This is a genomic window from Mucilaginibacter sp. A5337 (assembly GCF_059690695.1).
Genome location: NZ_JCAWEC010000001.1, coordinates 251,783 through 273,181 on the forward strand (window position 1 = coordinate 251,783; position 21,399 = coordinate 273,181).

Consider the following 21,399-nt stretch of genomic DNA (forward strand, 5'->3'; position numbering starts at 1 on the left):
TATAGAGAAAATGCACTGCCAATACCCTGTTCACAAAATCACATAAATAACAAAAAATCAATTTATTACAAATGAACAGAGATAACTAAAACTTTAATTAAGCCGTTACCGTATTAAGACCAGCATCGCCGGAGTGGAATTATAAAAGGGAATCCCCTGAGCCCTGACAATAAAAACACAGGACCGGAAGCGGTATAAATAATGCTGCCCGATCATTGACCGGGCATTATAGTAACAGTTATACTAATACCTCATGTTAAACAGTTTATAAAAAATGACAGGGATCATTATTCTGGCAGCAGGCGCATCAAGCCGTTTTGGCTCACCTAAGCAAAATCTTATTTACCAGGGTAAAACCCTTTTACAACGCGCCATTCAAACTTCCTTAACCTGCCTGCATTGCGAAAAAGTTATCGTTGTACTTGGGGCTAATGAAGGAATAATTCGCCCTAACATAGATGATCAGCTCGTACATGTTATTTATAATCCTAACTGGCAGGAAGGGATGGGCTCATCAATAAAGATAGGTTTAACAGAAATGTTAAGACTCGCCCCCCACATAACCTCAATTATACTAATGCTTTGCGACCAGCCCTTTGTTGATTCATTCCTGATATCACAGCTAATGGAAAAAAAAGAAGTTAACGACTGCGGTATTATTGCCTGCGGCTATCGTGATGTATTGGGTGCACCTGCTTTATTTGATATAAAATATTTCCCGGAGCTACTTAGCCTTGAAGGCCTGGAGGGTGCAAAAAAAGTTATTGAAGCGCATGCCGACGACGTTTTTATACTTCCTTTTCCGCTGGGTGCCATTGATATTGACACCACAGCCGATTTAGAACGGCTTAACCAGGCCGGGTAGGTGGGCTAATTAAGCAGAAGCAACCAACTTATTTACACTGCGGTAAACAAACTCATTAAAGATGTGCCTGCGGGCAAACCTGCCTGGCGAATCGGCATTGATTAGTTTTGTATAAACTGCTTTTGGCACTCCAAAATACTCATATACATTACCATCCAGAAAAGTAACCTTCAGTACCTGTTGTTTATACTCAAAATCAGCTATGTTTGATAATGTAGTGGTGGCAGTATAATCAGACAACGTTTGAGCACGGGTTTCGGGTGCAATACTTACCAAAAAGTGGTAAGCTTCGATAATTGTTTTGCTTTTCTCTTCGGCTTCTATCCTGCTTTCGTCCTGAAACCTGTCGGGATGCCAGGTTTTCATCATGCTTTTATAAACCGTACGCAGTTCACTTAGTTCGGCATTTTCAGTTACGTTCAGGAGTTTCCTGTAGTCGACAATTTTTTTCATTATTTATTTAATTCTTTTTTATTGTCGATGAAGGGATTATACATAAACACCTCCATGAAAATAACGGCGCGAAGGTACGCTTTTTAAATGAGGAAAAACAGAGAGTTTTACTTATTAAAAAATGATGATATTAAGTAAATACTGGCTAAAGATTTTATTAACACAAGTCATTAATACCTACTCCGCCTGCTGCTTTTTTTAACAACACGAATGAATAAAATACAGTGATAATGGTTTAAATTATAAACCGTATTTTTGCGGGCTATGAAGTTTCCAAGATTTGCCGACCTGATACTGTTTGAGAACGATGACGTTATTGTTGTGAACAAACCACCTTTTATAAGTTCACTTGATGAGCGTGGTGAGGGCAGCAGTGAAATCAGCATGTTAAGGTTGGCCAAAGCTTACTGGGACGATGCCCAGATTTGCCACCGCCTGGACAAGGAAACATCGGGCGCGCTCATTTTTGCCAAAAACCCGGAAGCATACCGCTCTGTTTCTATGCAGTTTGAAAAACGTAAGGTTAAAAAAGTATACCATGCCGTTATTGATGGCACACATACTTTTGATAACCTGCTTGTTGATTTGCCAATATTAAATGTTGGCAAAGGCAGTGTAACCATTAGCCGGCAGGAAGGTAAACGTGCCGAAACCTGGTTTCAGTCATTAAAGTATTATAAACATTACACTTTGGTTGAATGCCGTCCGGTAACAGGCCGTATGCACCAGATCAGGATCCACCTCGCCACGCAAAGGGCTTCAATAGCAGGAGATGAAATGTATAAGGGCGAGCCTGTTTTTCTTTCAAAAATAAAGCGTAAATACCATTTAGGTAAAGACCAGGAAGAGCTGCCCATTATGAAGCGTTTTGCACTTCATGCTTATGAAGTAACATTCCGTATTAACCCCGAAACTGAAGTTACCATCCATGCCCCATATCCTAAAGACTTTGAAACGCTTTTAAAGCTACTTGATAAGTTTGACAGTTAAAATTAAATGTATAAAGTGTTTGATATTTACATACGCCAACGTATTTTTATGCCAAATGGCTTCTCTCTTTAAAAAGTTCGCTCTCTGCATTTTACTGGTGGTGTTTGTTGTAAGCCGTTCAGATGCATCTGCATATACCTATCTGTCTGAAGATAGCCTTGTTAACTTTATTAAAATAAAAGACAGAAACCTGCAGGACAAGAAAATAGTTGAATATATCAAACTCCGTTTTCAGCAGGGACCGGAAAATACTATTCCCGAGGGCAGAACGGAAGTGTACCAGAAACTGGATAAATACAAGGTTGATGACCGGGAGGCTTTAAAATTTTTTATTGAAAGTACCGTACAAAGACGGTTATCGAAACTACCCGAAGCAGAAACGGCCATGGTAAAAGCCATTGATCAGGCATCAAAAAGCAAAGCCGATTTTCTGATTTATTCATTCATCAGCCACCTTGCTTTCATACAAACAGACCGGGGCAACCCAATTGGCGCCATCTATAGCTACGGGCTGGCCCAAAAGCAAGCATTAAAACTTAACGAGCCACTATTACAGGTATATCTTAACATCAATATATCCGATCTGTATTATAAACTCAACCTGTACAGCCAGTCGTTATATTACCTTAACCTTGCATTTCATATCAAGGAAGAAAATAAAATCAAGGACGACAGGTTTTATACTATAATAAGCTATAACAAAGCCGAAAACTTTTTCAGGAGAAGAAACCTCGACTCACTGCAACGATGCCATGACGAGTTGATGGGGCCTAACAACAAAAGTTATAAACTATTTACCTACCAAAACCGCACGGCTTACTATATATCTATATTACAACATAAGTATAGCGATGCCATAACGCAGATCAAGGAGTTGCAAACTAATAAAAAGTACGTACACAATGACCTTGAGCGGCAAAACCTGGCCGATGCATTTTACCTGAACGGGCAGCCAGATTCGGCGAGTTCGATAGCTTACCAATTGCTCGCCATCCCCTATTCAGCCAATCACCCCGAAATAAAGCATCACCTTTACGAATTGCTTGGAAAAATAGCCCGCGACAGGGGCGATTATAAACTGGCTGCCGAAAACTTTGACCTTGCTTTAAAACAATCAGAAGAAAGCCTTAATAATACCACACAGGTAGGCAATGTGTCTGCACAGATAAAAATCGACAAAATTGAAAACACATTTACAGATACTGCCGAAAAGTATAGGCGCGAACGCCTTATTTTGATCCTCATCAGTATTACCACTGTTTTCATGTTCGCTGTTATAGCGCTGTTATATCGTAGCGCCAGGCAAAAACGTCATTACGAAAAATTGTTATACGACACCAAAAAGCGGGAGCTTGCCTTTATCAACTCACATGAAGTGCGTAAACACCTTACAAACATATTAGGCCTTGTGGAACTGATGAGCGAAACCAAAGATAAAAAACAGGAGTTTCTGCAGGTTGAAAAGCATCTTTACGATTCGGCCACCAGGCTTGACGAGGCTATTAAGAACATCTCTGAAAAATTAAGCGACTAAAATCCGTATCAATAAATTTATCTTAGCCATATCTGGCGTAAATGAGTGAATTAGGTTAAATTACAATGCCAAATTCAGCCCCGTATAAGCTTATTTACATTATTGATAAAAAACACCTCTCATTTATTTCAAAAAATATAAAATTGTTAAAAACGCAGTTTTACAGTTTCTTTTTTACGGGTTTACGGCCATAATTAACACGTTATTGAAAAAAAATGTAAAATTTCTTAACATTTGTAATGATTTTTGTAAAAAAAATTTAAATTCGCCTTAATAATTATTGAGATTAATACAAAAACTATAATTAGAACCCCAACTTTACAAATTAATTAAAAAATGGCAACGAAACTCGAGTACATTTGGCTTGATGGCTACAAACCAACACAAAGCCTGCGCAGCAAAACAAAAATCGTTAAAGAATTTAGCGGAAAAGTAGAAGATTTAGATAACTGGAGCTTTGACGGTTCTTCAACTGAGCAGGCACCAGGTGGTTCATCAGATTGTATCTTAAAGCCAGTTTTTGTTGTTCCTGATCCACAAAGAAAAAGCGCTTACCTAGTAATGTGCGAAGTATTAAGCGCTGATGGCAAACCACACGAATCAAATGGTCGTGCTACTATCGCTGACGATGATAATGATTTCTGGTTTGGTTTTGAGCAGGAGTATTTCCTGTGGGATCCATCAACCAGCAAACCGCTTGGTTTCCCTGCAGCTGGTTACCCAGCACCACAAGGCCCTTACTACTGTTCAGTAGGTGCTAAAAATGCTTTCGGCCGCGAAATTGTTGAAGAGCACTTAGATGCATGTTTAGAAGCAGGCTTAAACGTTGAAGGTATCAACGCTGAGGTTGCTGCCGGTCAGTGGGAGTTCCAGATTTTTGCAAAAGGCGCTAAAGAAGCCGGTGATCAGATCTGGGTTGCACGTTATTTATTGGAAAGAATTGGTGAAAAATACGGAGTTGCTATTAACTGGCATTGCAAACCGCTTGGTCAATTAGACTGGAACGGTTCTGGTATGCACGCAAACTTCTCAAATACTACTTTGCGTACTGCTAACAGCAAAGAAATTTTCACAGCTATCTGCGAATCTTTCCGCCCTGCAGTTGCTGAGTGTATCGCTGTTTACGGTGCTGATAACGATCAACGCTTAACCGGTAAACACGAAACCGCTTCAATTCATGACTTTAGCTATGGTGTATCTGACCGTGGTGCTTCTATCCGTATCCCTCTGTACGCTGTTGATCACAACTGGAGTGGTTACCTGGAAGATCGTCGCCCTAACTCAGCTGCCGATCCATACAAAGTTGCCGCAGTTATCATCAAAACTGTAAAATCAGCTAAGCTTTAATGCCCTGAATAAAATAGTTATTTGTTTTATCCCCCGGTTTTAACAAACCGGGGGATTTTTTTTGGGGGTTTAGATGTAGAGACGCGCCACATGCGTCTCTACATCTAAACTTTATACTAATTTTAGATTTTCAGAATATCTTGTTTTCAAACGGCTACAACAAAGCGTAGCCCGTTAGGCATTTAAAGGTTCCAGAGTTCGGCAATATCGGTTAACTTCACCGCAACATTATCAGAATTCATTGATGTAGCCCATTAAATCCGTCTTAAAAAGGGAAAAACATCATTAGTTAAATGATTATCTGGCAACATTATTTAAATATTGCATATAATCGCCATCGATAATCTGCCGATAAGTAATTACAGGCAAATTATAAACATACATCCAGCAATTGATATTACCGCTATCAGTAATAATATCTGCCTGCTTTCTCGTATATTCCTGCGGATGATTGTATAACTCTCCTATTCCCTCATAATCATCAACTACTTTTAAAATGGTTTCAGGATCATCCATCATAAAAATACTGCCGTGAACAAAGTGTTCCTCTGTGTTATCGATCAAAGCACCGGGGTATTCGCCAATATCGTAAAGCCGGCCTTTGATCTTACCTTTACTTATAAATTTACAATGTTTATTCAAGTAATCTGCAAACTCATTACCGGGCTGCAGCAATGTGCCATAAACAAATAAAAACTGGTGTATTGCTTCCATATAAATAGCTCAAACAAAGGTAAAAGCAATTGCGTATTAAACACGTAAAGGCTATTTTTTTATAGTTTAAGCCATAATAACTATCTTGCCATACCTTAACCGGCCATACTTTATACCATGAACACAGAAGAGATCAAAGCATATATTGAACAGAATAACATCCAGAAAATCAAATTCGCATTTGCCGACATTGACGGCATTTTGCGCGGTAAAGTGATCCACCCTAAAAAGTTTATTGATGGGCTACAAAGCGGTTACGGTTTTTGCGATGTTGTTTTCGGCTGGGACAGTAACGATGTTTGCTACGATAATGTGCAGCTTACCGGTTGGCAAAGTGGTTACCCCGATAAGCTTTGCCGTATCGATCTGTCAACACTCCGCAATGTGCCCTGGCAGGATGATATCCCGTTTTTCCTGGCCGATTTCAGTAAGCCGGACGGTAATGATTTGCCGGCTTGTCCGCGTAGCCTCCTCAAACATATCAAGGCCCAATGTGATGAGATGGGTTATCATGCCGAATTTGCGCAGGAGTTTGAATGGTTCAATTTTAAGGAAACGCCGCAAACCCTTGCTGATAAAAAATTCACCAATATTGAGCCGCTCACACCCGGTATGTTTGGCTACTCGATATTGCGCACATCCGAAAACAGCGATTTTTATTACGATCTGTTTAACCTGCTTACTAAATTTAATATACCGATAGAAGGGTTACACACCGAAACCGGTCCGGGAGTATACGAAGCTGCCATATTACATGACGAGGTTTTAGCTGCCGCTGACAAAGCAACGCTATTTAAAACCGCTGTTAAAGAAATTGCTTATAAACACGGTATCATGGCATCGTTTATGGCCAAATGGACCGAAACGCTGCCCGGTTGCAGCGGCCACATCCATCAAAGCCTGTGGACTAAAGACCAATCAAAAAACCTGTTTTACGATGCTAACGACGTAAATAAAATGAGCGAGTTACACAAGCAATACCTCGCTGGTCAGCTATATTGCATGCCTCACTTATTGCCGATGTATGCACCAACCATCAACAGCTACAAACGCCTTGTTGAAGGTGCCTGGGCCCCCACCACCATTACATGGGGTGTTGAAAACCGTACTACTGCGTTACGTGTTATTAATACCACCGAAAACTATACGCGTCTGGAAACCCGCATCCCAGGATCTGACACCAACCCATACCTGGCCATGGCTGCGGCACTGGCTTCAGGCCTGTACGGCATTGAAAATAAACTGGAACTAAACATTGAACCTACCATAGGCAATGGCTATCAAGACAAACGTAACGGCGTATTGTGGCCAAATCTGCACGCAGCGGCTACCGCGATGCAAAACTCCGATATTGCAAAAGAACTCTTCGGCGAAGGTTTTGTTGACCACTTTACCCAAACCCGTCTGTGGGAATACCGCCAATTTGCCAAAAGCGTAACCGACTGGGAATTGAAAAGGTATTTTGAGATAATATAATTTTTTTCTTCTTCATGTCATTGTAGTAACCATCAGGTAAGGCCCTAAAAAAAGTAATGACGTGTAAACTATGTTTTAGCTATGCCGCGCGGGGCAGCGTTAGGGATAGTAGCGTAAAGCCCACAGCGCGGGTTGGATTTGCGGGCCGGAAAGGCGAGGACTTGCAGCGGATAGCCCGGGCCGCAGGCAACGCCCATATTGAAAAACATGATTAATATTCAAGCACTTACAACCACATCCTTATAATAAGAAACGACAAAGCAATCCCGTAGTTATACATATCCGATATGCATTGGCTACGAGATTGCCACGCTTCGCTTATAATGACATGGTTTTAATATCTATTCCAACAAACAATTATAATATATTTGTACCCTTAATTATAAACCGAATGCTGCCATTGGCGTAACTTTGCCGGCAGATATATACAAATGGACTATTCTTTTATTATCCGCAAGGCCTGGGAGGGATATGATGCATCAAAAATCATTCGCGATATCGAAGATATCAGCGCTATGGTTTCAACCAATCATGTGTACCGTATTACGTTCGACGATGACGATATAATCATAGCCAAACTATCATACTTTGGCATATTTGAACACTTTAAAGAAGACCACCGCATTATTCAAACTTTAGCAATTAACCTGCTTTACCCGTTTGAGAATTTCCTGGCCCGTTCTTTACAAAAAAACAACCGTGTTTACATTTACCATCATAAACACGGCAAAACTGATGCCTGGGTGGTATTTTACAACCCTACCCGCATATTACAGCGACTGCCACGCCGTTTAGAGGAAAACCATATTAAAAAGCTTGGCCAGCAGGTTGGCAAGTTTCATAAAGCCTGTTCAAGGGTTAAAAATGTGCTGCCTAAATCGTCAAAAACTTTACGCACCGATATTTCGGCGCTATTACAGCAAATTGAGGCCGATCCCACGCAATTTGGCACAGGTATGCAAGCCGATTTTCTGAAATATCATTGTGAAACCTTCCTTAAAAACCGCTCTAAATACAATATGAGCTCGTTCGAGATCATCCCGGTATTTATAGACTGGAATATTGGCAATTTTTCGGTAACTCCTAACCTGGAATTGTACTCGCGCTGGGATTACGACTGGTTCAGGATGAGCTATCGCCTGCTTGATTTTTATTTCTTTAGTCGTGTAGTGTCTGATATCGGCGACCGCACTGTGTTCAGCTATGTGATCAACACTATGATGGAAGACCGTTTCATCATGTTTTTAAAGGAATATCACAAAGTAAACCCGCTAACTGCAGATGAGATCCGCTTTTTGAAGGAAGCATACCGCTTTTTTATCCTGAATTATGTAATTAAGGACGGCAAGCACTTTTTTAGCGAACAATACGCCAAAAAACTGCAAGCCGAGGCATTTGACATTTACTTACCATCAGTAGACCGGGATTTTGATGCCGAAAAAATCATTGAGGCTTTAAAATTAAAATAGGTTAGCTATCTTTCGGGCTCATTTTATTGCAGAACCCTAAAAACAGATAAGCATGACCAGAATAGACAACTTTAAATCCATAATTGATAAATACGAAGTTGTTTTTTTTGATGCTTTTGGGGTTTTGAAAAATTATGGAGGCTTACTTCCGGGTATTGAGCGAACTTTTGCCTATTTGCAGGAGCAAGGCAAGGAGTATTATATTGTAACCAACGATGCCTCGCGAAGCCCGGTGCAGCTGGCCGAATCCTATACAAGCAAAGGTTTAATGGCCATAACGCCCGACAGGATCATATCGTCGGGCATGCTTACCAAAGAGTATCTTGACCTCAAGGTAAATGATGGCATTGTGGCTTATCTCGGCACGCCTGATTCTGCACACTATATTGATAGCTCAGGCCTGCATACCCTGCCGATAAGCGAAGTAAATGAAAGCAATATCGACAGGGTTAACGCGCTGGTATTTTTGGATGACGAGGGCTTTGACTGGGGCCGCGATCTTAACAAATCGGTTAACCTGATGCGTAAGCGCACCATCCCGGCCATTGTAGCCAATACCGATCAGGCCTATCCCCTAACCAAGCACGATGTATCGATAGCTATTGGCGGTTTGGCCAGCATGATCGAAAAAATAGTGGGCAAGGCATTTATCCGTTTCGGTAAACCAGATTCTCAAATGTTCATGTTTGCCTATGATCTGCTTCGCGAACGCAGACCTATCAGCAAAAAAGACATTGTAATGGTGGGTGATACCCTGCAAACAGATATTTTGGGTGGCAATAAATTCGGGTTGGATACTGTATTGGTATTATCCGGAAATACGCAGGCCAAAGATGCTGAAAACCGCATTACATCAACAGGTATTGTACCAACGTACATCTGCGATTCGGCGGTAGTTGAACCTGGAGGGTTAGGGTTTTAAACGCCCGTAATCACGTCAACTAATATATATCAAGTATAAAACAAAAACGACCGTCTCAACAGTAGCGGTCGTTTTTGTTTTATATCTTTTTGGGGAGATATCTCGCTCAAAATTAATGGTGATGACCATTATCGTGGCCACGGTGCTCAACCACACGGGTACGTTTTACTACAGTTTTATGCGGCTTTTGATAATGATTTACTACGCGGGTACGGTTAACAACACGTGTGCGGTTTACCACCCGGGTACGATAATTATCACGAACTATCACGTTTCGGGTACCGCGATAACGGGCGTAAGTATCACGATCATGAGCAAAATAGGTGTATGGTCTTGGACGATTTACGGCTACCTTATAACCTGTCGCAATACTGTAAGTTGAATAACGCGGCGGTAAAGAACGTCTCCAAACCCAGTTTCCGCCATCTAAATAAATATATTGGTGAGTTGGTACGTAGTAATAGCTTTCTACATCGGGTAAATAATAATAGTTAACGCCTGCGTATTCGGCAGGTGGGTTCCATAAACCAACGTTTACATTTACATTAACCTGTGCATTTGCATTTGTAACCGAAGCTGCAAGTGCAAAACATCCTGCAAGCATTCCTAAAATTAACTTTTTCATGGTGTCTGTATAAATATGCAGCACATACTCAATTTCTGTGCCTATACATCAGTAGACAGGAACATTTATCAATGGTTTAATTTTTAAATATCACAAGCCTTTTCATTTAAACAAAATACTATTGGTATTGGATTTTTTTTGGATTTACTACTTTTTACCATAAAAACTTTAATATGAAGCAACAGCCGTTATAGTTAACAAACCAGGTTGATTATGTGTAGCAAACTGTAAACCTGATGTTTTCTACCGTATAAGTATATTATTGCATCTTTACCGTTGTTTTTAAAAGCAAAATGGTGCCGATACTGTATTAATCTTTATATATTTGGTTTTTATAGCTCAGTAATTCATAGCTGAATTTTTATTTTTATGACAGTTCTCTCAGACGGGGTAGCCGAAAAGTACGAGTTGGTGATAGGCCTCGAAGTACACGCACAGCTATCTACATCAAGTAAGGTATTCTCGGCAGATTCAGCTGCCTTTGGTGCCGAACCTAACCGCCATGTTAGCGCGGTATCGCTGGGGCATCCCGGCACCTTGCCCTTCATCAATAAAAAAGCGGTTGAATATGCCGTTAAAATGGGCCTGGCCTGTAATTGCACCATCAACCTTAATAATAGCTTCGCCCGTAAAAATTATTTTTATGCCGATTTGCCTAAAGGTTACCAGATTAGCCAGGATCAGGCACCCATATGCCTTAAAGGCTATGTGCCGGTGAAACTGGCCGACGGTACTGAAAAAAATATCGCCCTGCACCACATTCATATGGAAGAAGATGCCGGAAAAAGCATGCATGATCAGCATCATGCCGATTCACTGATCGACCTGAACCGTGCGGGCGTGCCACTGGTTGAGATTGTATCAGAGCCCGATATGCGCAGCGCCGAAGAAGCCGGCCAGTTCCTGACTGAAATGCGTAAAATTTTGCGCTACCTTGATATTTGCGACGGTAATATGGAAGAAGGCAGTATGCGCTGCGATGCCAATATCTCGGTAAGGCTTAAAGGTGCAACCGCTTACGGTAACCGCTGCGAGGTAAAAAACCTTAACTCCATCCGCAACGTACAGCGCGCCATTGAGCACGAGTTTGTACGCCAGGTAAACATCATTGAGGCAGGCGGCCATATCGACCAAAACACATTAAATTTCAATGCCGATACTGGCGAAACCTCGGTACTGCGCTCAAAAGAAATGGCTAACGATTATCGGTATTTCCCCGAACCGGACCTGCCGCCATTAAAGCTAACCAACGAATATGTAGAAAACATTCGGAAAGGTTTACCTGCGTTGCCTGCACAATTGTATCATAAATACACCGAGCAATTGGGCTTAACTGCCTATGATGCGTCGGTAATTACTGCCGATAGGGATACCGCCTTTTATTTTGAGGCGCTGATAAAACATACCGATCATTATAAGGCCGCTGCCAACTGGCTTATGGGTGCTATACGCTCATACCTTAATGACCATAACCAAACCATTGGTAACTTTGCTGTTACGCCGCAAAACCTTGCCGCCCTCATCAAACTAATTGACACCGGGGTGATAAATAATTCTGTAGCTTCGCACAAATTATTCCCTGCCATGGTCAAAGAACCTGGTAAAAAACCGGATGATCTGGCTAAAGAATTGAACCTATTGATCAGTGCCGACGGCGATGATGTAACCCGTTTTATAAAGGATGCTATCGCCAAATATCCTGATAAGGTTAAGGAATACCAAAAGGGAAAAAAGGGCGTTTTAGGCCTGTTTATGGGCGAGATCATGAAAAGCTCAAAAGGCAAGATCGACCCGCAGAAAACTAACCAGCTATTGATAAAGGAATTAGAAGCTAAATAGATGAAAGTTAAAAATATGGCTGCTGCCGGCGCACTGTTGATGCTTAGCGCAGGTATGTACTCTTGTAAAAACCAATCGCAGTTCAGCGTTTCAGGAACTATCAAAAATCCGGGTGCACTTAAAGCTGTTTATTTGATTGAAGCCGATAGCTCGGGCTTAAAAGTTGTTGACTCAACCTCATTGAGCGAGGGCGGCAAATTTGAGTTTAAACATGTGGCACTTTACCCAAACCTGTTTAAGCTTCGTGTAGGCAGTACCGGCCCGCAGGGCAGCGAAATGCAGGGCGAAAACCTGTACGATTTCATTGCTAAAAATGGGGATGATATTGAGTTTGAAACCGACAATAACGATAAAAATCACGAGTATACTATTAAGGGCTCAGATGATTCGGATAAAATAAAAGAGTTTAACCGCATCAGTAACCTTTATGGTGATAAAAACGCCAAACTTTTTGCCGAGTACCAGGAAAAGTCACACGGCGAGCGAAACGATTCATTGTTGAAAATATACATGCCTATATTTTTAAAGAATGTAAGTGAAAGCGGCGAAGCAGTTTTAAAATTTGTGAACGACAACAAGAAGTCGCTTGCCGGTTTTTACGCGGCAACCACCCTTGATCCTACCAAATACGAAGCTCAGCTTATCAAATTTGCGGATGATATCCGGGGCGATTTTAAAGATAACCCTACCGTACAAAAATTCATTGCACAGATGGATAAGGCAAAGCCAATTTCATTAGGTCATAAAGCTCCTGAGTTTACAGTTAACGGTATTGATGGCAAGTCGATCAAATTATCTGACTATAAAGGTAAATATGTGATGATTGACTTTTGGGCTTCGTGGTGCCAGCCTTGCCGGCAGGAAAATCCTAATGTGGTTAAACAATACAATACATTTAAAGATAAAGGCTTTAATATTTTAGGTGTTTCGCTTGATAAAGATAAAGCGCCATGGCAAAAAGCTATCAGCGATGACAAGCTTACCTGGGCCCATGGATCAGATTTAAATGGCTTTGAAGGCCCCACAGAAAGGCTTTATCATATCGAGGCTATCCCCTCAAATTTCATTATTGATCCGCAGGGAAATATCGTTGCCAAGAACATTACAGGCGCCGATCTTGAAGCTTTTTTAAATAAAACATTTAAATAGCCTCAACTTACGGTTAATATAAGGTAACGTTTAACAATTTGTTAATATTAGCTTAACCATTAGCTGTTGTAAAGCGTATACTTTTATACAAAAAAATTAACGCAACATGAGCAGCACCGCGAAACAGAAAATACTTATTGTTGATGATGAACCGGATATTTTAGAACTGATTGAGTATAACCTGAAAAAAGAGGGTTACCAGGTGTTTTTAGCACGCAACGGCCAGGAAGCTGTTGCCGAAGCAAAGAAAGCCCTGCCTGATTTGATTGTACTGGATATCATGATGCCTAAAATGGACGGAATTGAAGCATGCCGCATTATGCGTACCATGCCCGAATTTAAAAATACCTTTATGGTGTTTTTAACTGCCCGCAGCGAAGAGTATTCGGAAATTGCAGGGTTTAATGTAGGTGCCGATGATTATATTGCAAAGCCTATAAAACCACGCGCATTGGTTAGCCGCATTAATGCCATATTACGCCGTAATGCCCCTGCTGAAGACGTAATTGATAATAAACTGGAAATTGGCGATTTGGTTATCGATCGCGAAGCTTACCTGGTTTACAAAAACGGAGTTAAGGTGGTATTAGCTAAAAAGGAATTTGAACTGCTATACCTGCTGGCTTCAAAACCCGGCAAAGTTTACACCCGCGAGGTGATCCTTAAAAACATCTGGGAAGATTCGGTAGTGGTTACCAACCGTACTATCGACGTACACATCCGTAAACTGCGCGAAAAACTGGGCGACGATTGTGTTGCTACTGTAAAAGGTGTAGGCTATAAATTTGAGGCGTAAGTCGCCCCCCGGCCCCCTGAAGGGGGAGGTTATATAATATTAAAAAAGCGACTGGGTACCCAATCGCTTTTTTTGTGCCCAAGTGTTTTGCATTACTTTGAGGCAGCAGTAGCTTTCTTTTTAACTGCCGTCGCTGCTTTAGCTGTTTTCGCGGCCACGGCCTTTTTAGTTTCTGTAGCCTCTGTTTTTGCTTTAGCTGTGATGACTTTTGCCTTGGTAGCTGCCTTGGCCTTAACATCGGCAACTTCTTTCTTTGCAGCAACTGCTTCGTTCTTCACTTTGGAAGTAATGGCTTTAGCCTTGGTTTCGGCCTTAGCCTTAACATCCGCTACTGCTGTTTTTGCTTTTGCGGTTACCTCATCAGCTTTTTTGATAACCGTTTTTTTGGTTGCTGCCGCTTTTTTTGTGGCGGTTACTTTTTTAGCGGTTACTTTTTCCTTTATATCTTCAAATTTTTCTTCGGCTGCTTCTTTTACGTCTTCGGCTGTGTCTTTTGTGCCTTCCCAAAGGCTTTCAATTGTTTCTTTAACCTTCTCGAAAAATCCCTTTTCTTCAGGTTGGGTTGAATTGTCACTCATGATGTTTTTTATAGATAGGTAAACAGATTATTATTAATTAACCTTTTAACCTCAAAAAGTTTAGGTTTGTTTTAAATCTGCTTAACAAACACATCATAGCAGGAAAACGTTGGGAATGGGAATCATGTTGCTTTTAACTTACCATTCTGCAAGCCATATAAACTATCTACAGTTTTCAACGTGATTTCATCAAGCCTTTGTTTCAAAAGCGGTCTAATTTCAATATAGATATCCCGCTTAACCCATTGGTGTATGGTTTGAAGTGTTTCTGTCTTATCACCCAGGTGTTCGTAAAATGCTACTCCCGCAGCATTCCACAGGTCTTCAGATTTTTGCCTGAAACACCATTCGGCAAAGTCGTAGTTCTTTTTGAGTTGTGAAGTGTCGTTATTACGATGTGCAGCAACAGTTGAGGGCAATAACTCCATGAAAACACCCAAAATAGACGTTTCAGGATCTTCAAACTCTCTCTTTGATCCAGGGAGGCATTCAATTGCTCTTTTTCGCCAGGCGCTCATAATAGCTCGTACCGCCTTATTGCTTTTTGAAATAGATAAAAGGCGGAAGCTTACCAAACAAGAACTTCGTAACATCGCAAAGCCACATTTGCTGATTAACGATTTGGCCTTCATATTCTTTCAACAAATAAATACCACCGCCGACATGATCTTTGTAATCTTCAATGAGCTGAAGTTCGGAACTTCCACCAAAAGGCTCTTCGGCTAATATAAGTTCAACTATTTTGCTGCCCTCTCCCACATGATCAAGCATGGTGTCGGCACCTTCAACCATTTCAAGATCGGCTTTTACACCCTGCCAATCGGGTAGGTCAATGTACCAGCGGCCGGTGTCTTCCTTTACAAATTTATAAGTATTAACTGCGGTTGTCATTGCACTAATATAAAACAAAAAGTCCTGCCTTTTAGGCAGGACTTCTCTTATAAAAGGCATTTAATTATTTAACAACTGAAAACTTATAAAGCGACTGTGTTTTATAAGTATCACCCGGTTTTAACTCGGTTGAAGGGAATTGAGGCTGATTTGGAGAATCAGGGAAATGCTGGGTTTCCATAGCAAATGATGTACGGTATTCATCTTTAATACCACGTTTCATCACGTTTTTAGCCTGCATAAAGTTCCCGCTGTAAAACTGTAAACCTGGCTCTTCGGTAAATACCTCCATTTTGATACCGCTTTTATCGCCGATAACTGTTGCTATTGGAGTGCTCAGGTCATGTTTGTTCAGCACAAAGTTATGGTCATAACCTTTGCCATCTTTTAGCTGAACATTATCTTCATTAATGCGTTTGCCAATGGTTTCCGGCTTGGTGAAATCAAACGGGGTACCTGTTACTTTTTCAAGCTTACCAGTAGGGATCAGGCCTGCATCAACCGGCAGATAGTTGTCGGCATCTATCTGCACCACGTGATCAAGGATAGTACCACTGCCCTCGCCATTCAGGTTAAAGAAAGCGTGGTTGGTAAGGTTAACAACTGTTTTTTTATCGGTTGTAGCCTCGTACTGGCATTTAAATGAGTCATCATCAGTTAGGCTGTAAGTGACTTTAACATTAAGGTTACCCGGGAAACCTTCTTCCATATCTTTTGAAAGATAAGTAAGCTCTACAGTTGATGAATCGATCATTTTGCCATCCCATACCACTTCCTGGAAACCATGTTTACCGCCATGCAGCGTGTTTGGTGTATTGTTTATTGACGATTGGTAATCTTTGCCATCAATTTTAAAATGACCTTTGGCAATACGGTTTCCGTAACGGCCAATGGTTGCGCCATAATAACGCTCGGTTGATTTTTCAAAGCCATCCACATCATCAAAGCCCAAAACAACGTCGGTCAGCTTTCCATTTTTATCAGGAACAGATAAACTTACAACTCTCCCACCGTAGTTGGTAATAGTAGCTGTTAAGCCGTTTTTGTTTTTAAGGGTAAATAAATGGGTTTGTTTTCCATCAATTGTTTTTTCGAATGCCGATGCAGTTGTTTTGGTGCTATCCGCCATAGTAGTGTTTTTCTGTGAGGTTGAATTTTGATTACAAGCAGCCAAATATAGGCTGCAAGCAGGTAAAATTGTTAAAGAAATACCTTTAATTAAGTTTCTCATAAATAGCTTGGTTATAGTTTGGTTTAAAAATAGCGTTTTTTCATTATCCCCTCTCTTTATAATGGATCTCACTCAAACCCCGCAGTTTTTCAGCCGCAAATTCGGCAGTAATATCACGCTGTGGATTGGCCAGCATTTCATAGCCTACCATGAATTTTTTTACTGTAGCCGAGCGTAGCAACGGCGGATAAAAATGCATATGCCAGTGCCAGTAAGGATGCTCTCCCGAGTTAACCGGCGATTGGTGCATACCTGCTGAATATGGGAACGAGGTTTCAAACATATTGTCGTACCTGATGGTCAGCCTTCTGATGGCGTCGGCAAGGGCGTGTTTTTCCTCTTCGGTAAAATAAAGGATACTGGTTACATGTCTTTTGCTGACGATCATGGTTTCATAAGGCCAAACCGCCCAAAATGGCACTAATACAACAAAATGGTCGTTTTCAAAAACGATGCGGTCCTGTTTTTTAAGTTCGAGTGCCAGATAGTCGGCCAGCAGACTTGTGCCCTTTTGCTCAAAATGAAGCTTTTGTTGCTGGGTTTCTTTGGCCACTTCAACCGGCAGGCTGTTTTGTGCCCAGATCTGGCCATGGGGGTGCGGGTTGCTGCAACCCATGATATCGCCTTTGTTTTCAAAGATCTGGATATGCTTGATCCATGGATACGAGGCCAGGTCTTCAAATTCTGATTGCCATACATCAACCACTTTGCTGATCTCTTTGGTGGTCATCTGTGGTAGGGTAAGGTCATGCCTTGGCGAAAAGCTGATCACCCTGCAAATACCTTTTTGGCTGTTAGCCACCAGTAGTTCATCTTCGTTTAAACCTCCTTCAGGAGTGTTAAGCAATAGCGATGAATAATCATTGGTAAAAACAAAGCTGCCTTTATAGTCGGGGTTTTCGCTGCCATCGGCACGTTTGTTTGTAGGGCAAAGGTAGCAAGCCGGATCATACTGAGGTCGGTCATCGGCTTGTGTAGCTTCGACTTTCCCTTGCCATGGGCGTTTTGTACGATGCGGCGATACCAGGATCCAGTCGCCCGTTAAAATGTTTAACCTACTGTGAGGATGCTCTTTAAGATCAAAATTAGTGTCCATTAGTTTAAAATCAGGTAATAATTGGCTTAATACATGTAAGGTAGACAGTTATACCTTAGCGATTTCAAAGGTGGCAAAAATAAATGTAAACCATACATTTAAAACACGTTTTTCTGAATAAATACTTATCGTAGAAAGATTGATAGGATTTGTAGAAAAGGAGGAATGAACGCCGGATCGATTACCTATGATTCAGACACATTTTTTTAATTTTATTATTAATAAAAAAATGTCATTTCGACGAGCCAGAAGTGGGTTTGTGCGCTGAGGTGAGGAGAAATCTTCTACACCTTGCTTTTACAGGTATAGTTGTAGAGTCTGATGTTGCCTTTCAGACTTACGAAGTTTTAAAAACTTCGTAAGTCTTTATCAAGGTATGAATTGAGAGTTATTTTATAAAGGTCTTTGCCTTTACCAGCACATTATCCAACCCACTAACATCGCTGCCGCCTGCGGTAGCAAAAAACGGCTGACCGCCGCCACCGCCTTTAACCTCTTTGGCAAGTTCTTTAATGATATTGCCGGCATGCAGGCCTTTTTCCTTCACCAGGTTTTCGGCAATCATTACGGTAATACTTGGCTTACCATCAAAATCAGCAACCAGCACCAGGAACAGGTTTGAAACTATATCCTTTAGCTGGTAAGCCAGGCTTTTAACTGCATCAGCATTAGGCAGGGCTACTTTTTGAGCTATGAAATTGATGTCGCCAATAGCTTCTGCTTTTTCAGCCAGCTCGGTTTTTAAGCCCGATGATTTTTCGAGGATCGATTTTTCGATCTCTTTTTTCAGTTTGGCATTTTCGTCCAGTAAACCTTCAATGCTTTTTGACAGGTCTTTTGGATTTTTAAGCAGCTCTTTTAACTGATTAACCAAGGCGTTTTGGGTAACGATGTATTTTTCGGCAGCAACACCGGTAATGGCCTCAATACGGCGAACACCGGCAGCAACTGCACTTTCAGCAATAATTTTAAAAAAACCGATTTGCCCGGTAGCTTTCACGTGCGTACCACCGCAAAGCTCCTTACTGAAGTTATCATCAAAAGTGATCACTCGTACATACTCGCCATATTTTTCACCAAACAGGGCGGTTACACCACTGGTAATGGCTTCGGCATATAATACGCTGCGTTCTTCTTTAAGCGGAATATTTTCGCGTACTTTTTGGTTTACGATAGCCTCTATCTGCGCCAGCTCCTCATCGGTAACTTTAGCAAAATGCGAAAAATCGAACCTCAGGTAATCTGCATTAACCAACGAACCTTTTTGGTTTACGTGCGTGCCCAACACCTGTTTCATAGCAGCATGCAGCAAGTGCGTGGCCGAGTGGTTGCTGTTAGTCTGGCTGCGTAAAGCCGGATCAACAATGGCAGTTAAGGCGTCGTCAATATCTTGGGGCAACTTATCTGTAAAGTGAACTATCAGCCCGTTCTCCTTTTTTGTATCCGTAACCAGGATGATTTCCCCATCAGGAAAAACCAGCTCGCCCTTATCCCCTACCTGGCCACCACTTTCGGCGTAGAAAGGCGTTTTATCCAGCACCAGTTGATATTGCTCCTTGCCCTTAGCAGTTACCTTACGGTATTTTACTATGTGGGCAATGGTTTCGGTTTCATCGTAACCGGTAAACTCAACCGATTCATCATCTTTTAGTACGATCCAATCGCCGGTATCAGTGGCTGTTGCAGCGCGGGAACGTTCTTTTTGCAGCCGGAGCAAATTTTCAAAGCCCTGAACATCTACAGTCGCACCATGTTCACGCGCCATTAATTCTGTTAAATCAAGCGGAAAACCATAAGTGTCAGACAACTCAAATGCTATTTTTGCGCCTACTTGATCAAATTTCTCAGGATGCGCCATTGCTTTGGCCCTCCAAACATAATCCTCAAAAATTTCGATACCCTTTTCTAAAGTCCTCAAGAAAGAAACTTCCTCTTCCGAAATTACCTTTTGCACAAAGTCTTTCTGCTCAAAAAGATTATTGAAAACTCCCTTGAACTGTTCAGCCAGCAAAGGCACTAACTGATTAAAGAAAGGCTCTTTAAAACCTAAAGTTTGATAGCTATAACGCACAGCCCTGCGCAAGATCCTGCGGATTACATAACCGGCCTTATTACTCGCCGGCAGCTGTCCATCAGCAATAGCAAAGCTTATAGCGCGAATATGATCGGCCAGTACACGCATAGCTACGGCATCATTCCAGTCAGCATCACCAAGTTTAGCAGCACTGTTATATTTTTTGCCCGATTTTTCGGCAATGAATTGGATCATTGGTTGAAAAACGTCGGTATCATAGTTGGATGTTTTGCCTTGAAGCACACGTACCAAACGCTCAAAACCCATACCGGTATCCACATGTTTATTAGGCAGCGGTTGTAATGCCCCACCTTTAAGGCGGTTAAACTGCATAAACACGTTATTCCAGATTTCAATAACCTGGTCATGGTCGGCATTTACTAATGTGGCTCCGCTTACTTCAGCACGCTCGTTATCCGGGCGGCTGTCGAAGTGAATTTCCGAGCAAGGACCGCATGGGCCGGTTTCACCCATTTCCCAAAAGTTGTCTTTTTTGTTGCCGCGAAGGATGTGGTCTTCAGCTACATACTGTTTCCATAGTTCGTAGGTTTCGGTATCGGCTTCAAGGCCCTCTTTTTCGTCGCCTTCAAAATAGGTAACGTACAGGCGGTCTTTGGGCAGCTTATACACTTCGGTAAGCAGTTCCCAGCTCCAGGCTATGGCCTCTTTTTTAAAGTAGTCGCCAAAGCTCCAGTTGCCCAGCATTTCAAACATGGTGTGGTGATAGGTATCGATACCCACCTCTTCCAGATCGTTATGCTTGCCGGATACACGTAAACAACGCTGAGTATCCGCCACGCGCGCGGCTTTGGGCGCCGCCTCGCCTAAAAATATATCTTTAAACTGGTTCATCCCCGCGTTGGTGAACATCAGGGTTGGATCGTTTTTAATCACAATTGGTGCCGAAGGAACTATAGTATGTCCCTTTGAAACAAAAAAATCAAGAAAAGCCTGTCGTATTTCAGTAGCAGTCATAGGGAGCAAAGATAGGATTTTCAATTATTTCGGATATCGGATTTTCGATTTCGGATTTATTTATTAATTGTAACGGATTTAACTCCCGTTCATCGATACATATTAATGCAATTCACCTTATTTGCTTTAAATTTGTGCATGGAAACTTTAAGAGTAGATATTCAAAACGAACAGGAGAAAAGAGTACTCCTTGCATTTCTTGACAGCTTGGATTATAACTACCGTATTGATAACGAAAGCGACGCCGTGCTTGAACAGCAAGCTAAAGACCTTGCCAGCCGCAAAGCCGATTTTTTAGCAGGCAAAGCCTCTTCCCTGCCCTGGAGCGAAACCAAATAAAACATTAGCACGCCGGTTTCTTGACATCGGCCAGAG

21 protein-coding genes are annotated in these 21,399 nt (G+C 41.6%); 11 read left to right on the forward strand and 10 right to left on the reverse strand.

Features of this window, described 5'->3' with window-relative positions; translation table 11 throughout:
* The first annotated feature begins 274 nt into the window (after positions 1–274).
* On the forward strand, positions 275–865 hold the full coding sequence (locus AC59JO_RS01145) for a nucleotidyltransferase family protein (RefSeq protein ID WP_413668797.1): 591 nt from the start codon (positions 275–277) through the stop codon (positions 863–865).
* Between the two features lie 9 nt (positions 866–874).
* Here the strand turns inward: AC59JO_RS01145 and AC59JO_RS01150 are convergent, their stop codons facing one another.
* Positions 875–1,318 (reverse strand): KTSC domain-containing protein, encoded by a 444-nt coding sequence (locus AC59JO_RS01150; RefSeq protein WP_413668798.1) that lies wholly within the window; start codon positions 1,316–1,318, stop codon positions 875–877.
* Between the two features lie 264 nt (positions 1,319–1,582).
* Between AC59JO_RS01150 and AC59JO_RS01155 the strand changes: the two genes are divergently transcribed.
* The 3 genes from AC59JO_RS01155 to AC59JO_RS01165 all read left to right on the forward strand — a co-directional run bounded on the left by AC59JO_RS01155 (position 1,583) and on the right by AC59JO_RS01165 (position 5,189).
* Positions 1,583–2,308: an RluA family pseudouridine synthase gene (locus AC59JO_RS01155; RefSeq protein ID WP_091210734.1), complete on the forward strand. Its 726-nt coding sequence runs from the start codon at positions 1,583–1,585 to the stop codon at positions 2,306–2,308.
* A 55-nt stretch (positions 2,309–2,363) separates the two neighbouring features.
* The gene (locus AC59JO_RS01160) at positions 2,364–3,842 is read left to right on the forward strand and encodes an ATP-binding protein (RefSeq protein WP_413668799.1); all 1,479 of its coding nucleotides are present in this window, start codon (positions 2,364–2,366) and stop codon (positions 3,840–3,842) included.
* A gap of 336 nt (positions 3,843–4,178) precedes the next feature.
* Positions 4,179–5,189: a glutamine synthetase beta-grasp domain-containing protein gene (locus tag AC59JO_RS01165; RefSeq protein WP_091210736.1), complete on the forward strand. Its 1,011-nt coding sequence runs from the start codon at positions 4,179–4,181 to the stop codon at positions 5,187–5,189.
* Positions 5,190–5,486: 297 nt separating this feature from the next.
* Here AC59JO_RS01165 and AC59JO_RS01170 read toward each other — a convergent pair whose 3' ends face one another.
* Positions 5,487–5,903, reverse strand: a complete 417-nt coding sequence (locus tag AC59JO_RS01170) for a gamma-glutamylcyclotransferase family protein (RefSeq protein WP_413668800.1) — start codon at positions 5,901–5,903, stop codon at positions 5,487–5,489.
* A 117-nt stretch (positions 5,904–6,020) separates the two neighbouring features.
* On the opposite strand from AC59JO_RS01170, the gene AC59JO_RS01175 reads away from it, so the two are divergent.
* Positions 6,021–7,379 (forward strand): glutamine synthetase family protein, encoded by a 1,359-nt coding sequence (locus tag AC59JO_RS01175; RefSeq protein WP_413668801.1) that lies wholly within the window; start codon positions 6,021–6,023, stop codon positions 7,377–7,379.
* A 68-nt stretch (positions 7,380–7,447) separates the two neighbouring features.
* Here AC59JO_RS01175 and AC59JO_RS01180 read toward each other — a convergent pair whose 3' ends face one another.
* Positions 7,448–7,588, reverse strand: coding sequence for a hypothetical protein (locus AC59JO_RS01180; protein ID WP_413668802.1), 141 nt, complete (start codon positions 7,586–7,588; stop codon positions 7,448–7,450).
* 222 nt (positions 7,589–7,810) lie between these two features.
* On the opposite strand from AC59JO_RS01180, the gene AC59JO_RS01185 reads away from it, so the two are divergent.
* Both AC59JO_RS01185 and AC59JO_RS01190 read left to right on the forward strand, forming a co-directional pair.
* Positions 7,811–8,848, forward strand: a complete 1,038-nt coding sequence (locus tag AC59JO_RS01185) for a hypothetical protein (RefSeq protein ID WP_413668803.1) — start codon at positions 7,811–7,813, stop codon at positions 8,846–8,848.
* A gap of 52 nt (positions 8,849–8,900) precedes the next feature.
* Positions 8,901–9,770, forward strand: coding sequence for an HAD-IIA family hydrolase (locus AC59JO_RS01190; protein WP_413668804.1), 870 nt, complete (start codon positions 8,901–8,903; stop codon positions 9,768–9,770).
* A 112-nt stretch (positions 9,771–9,882) separates the two neighbouring features.
* On the opposite strand, the gene AC59JO_RS01195 is transcribed toward AC59JO_RS01190, so the two are convergent.
* On the reverse strand, positions 9,883–10,395 hold the full coding sequence (locus AC59JO_RS01195) for a hypothetical protein (protein ID WP_497302839.1): 513 nt from the start codon (positions 10,393–10,395) through the stop codon (positions 9,883–9,885).
* A 369-nt stretch (positions 10,396–10,764) separates the two neighbouring features.
* Between AC59JO_RS01195 and gatB the strand changes: the two genes are divergently transcribed.
* From gatB to AC59JO_RS01210, 3 genes are all read left to right on the forward strand, one after another.
* On the forward strand, positions 10,765–12,234 hold the full coding sequence (gene gatB / locus AC59JO_RS01200; protein WP_497302841.1) for an Asp-tRNA(Asn)/Glu-tRNA(Gln) amidotransferase subunit GatB: 1,470 nt from the start codon (positions 10,765–10,767) through the stop codon (positions 12,232–12,234).
* Positions 12,235–13,383 carry a redoxin domain-containing protein gene (locus AC59JO_RS01205; RefSeq protein WP_497302843.1) on the forward strand — a complete coding sequence of 383 codons (1,149 nt, stop codon included), beginning with the start codon at positions 12,235–12,237 and terminating at the stop codon, positions 13,381–13,383.
* Positions 13,384–13,489: 106 nt separating this feature from the next.
* Positions 13,490–14,179, forward strand: a complete 690-nt coding sequence (locus AC59JO_RS01210; protein ID WP_022831601.1) for a response regulator transcription factor — start codon at positions 13,490–13,492, stop codon at positions 14,177–14,179.
* Between the two features lie 92 nt (positions 14,180–14,271).
* Here the strand turns inward: AC59JO_RS01210 and AC59JO_RS01215 are convergent, their stop codons facing one another.
* The 6 genes from AC59JO_RS01215 to alaS all read right to left on the reverse strand — a co-directional run bounded on the left by AC59JO_RS01215 (position 14,272) and on the right by alaS (position 21,024).
* Positions 14,272–14,757, reverse strand: coding sequence for a hypothetical protein (locus AC59JO_RS01215; RefSeq protein WP_497302846.1), 486 nt, complete (start codon positions 14,755–14,757; stop codon positions 14,272–14,274).
* Positions 14,758–14,879: 122 nt separating this feature from the next.
* Positions 14,880–15,275: a DUF7674 family protein gene (locus tag AC59JO_RS01220; RefSeq protein WP_413668809.1), complete on the reverse strand. Its 396-nt coding sequence runs from the start codon at positions 15,273–15,275 to the stop codon at positions 14,880–14,882.
* Positions 15,276–15,291: 16 nt separating this feature from the next.
* A complete protein-coding gene (locus AC59JO_RS01225; protein ID WP_497302848.1) occupies positions 15,292–15,648 on the reverse strand; it encodes a DUF6717 family protein in 357 nt (118 codons plus the stop codon).
* A gap of 64 nt (positions 15,649–15,712) precedes the next feature.
* Positions 15,713–16,777, reverse strand: a complete 1,065-nt coding sequence (locus tag AC59JO_RS01230; protein WP_413668811.1) for an aldose epimerase family protein — start codon at positions 16,775–16,777, stop codon at positions 15,713–15,715.
* 145 nt (positions 16,778–16,922) lie between these two features.
* On the reverse strand, positions 16,923–17,975 hold the full coding sequence (locus AC59JO_RS01235; protein WP_497302850.1) for a UDP-glucose--hexose-1-phosphate uridylyltransferase: 1,053 nt from the start codon (positions 17,973–17,975) through the stop codon (positions 16,923–16,925).
* A 388-nt stretch (positions 17,976–18,363) separates the two neighbouring features.
* Positions 18,364–21,024 (reverse strand): alanine--tRNA ligase, encoded by a 2,661-nt coding sequence (gene alaS / locus AC59JO_RS01240; RefSeq protein WP_497302852.1) that lies wholly within the window; start codon positions 21,022–21,024, stop codon positions 18,364–18,366.
* Between the two features lie 138 nt (positions 21,025–21,162).
* Here alaS and AC59JO_RS01245 point away from each other — a divergent pair, with 138 nt between their 5' ends.
* Positions 21,163–21,363, forward strand: a complete 201-nt coding sequence (locus AC59JO_RS01245) for a hypothetical protein (RefSeq protein ID WP_413668814.1) — start codon at positions 21,163–21,165, stop codon at positions 21,361–21,363.
* Positions 21,364–21,399 lie beyond the last annotated feature (36 nt).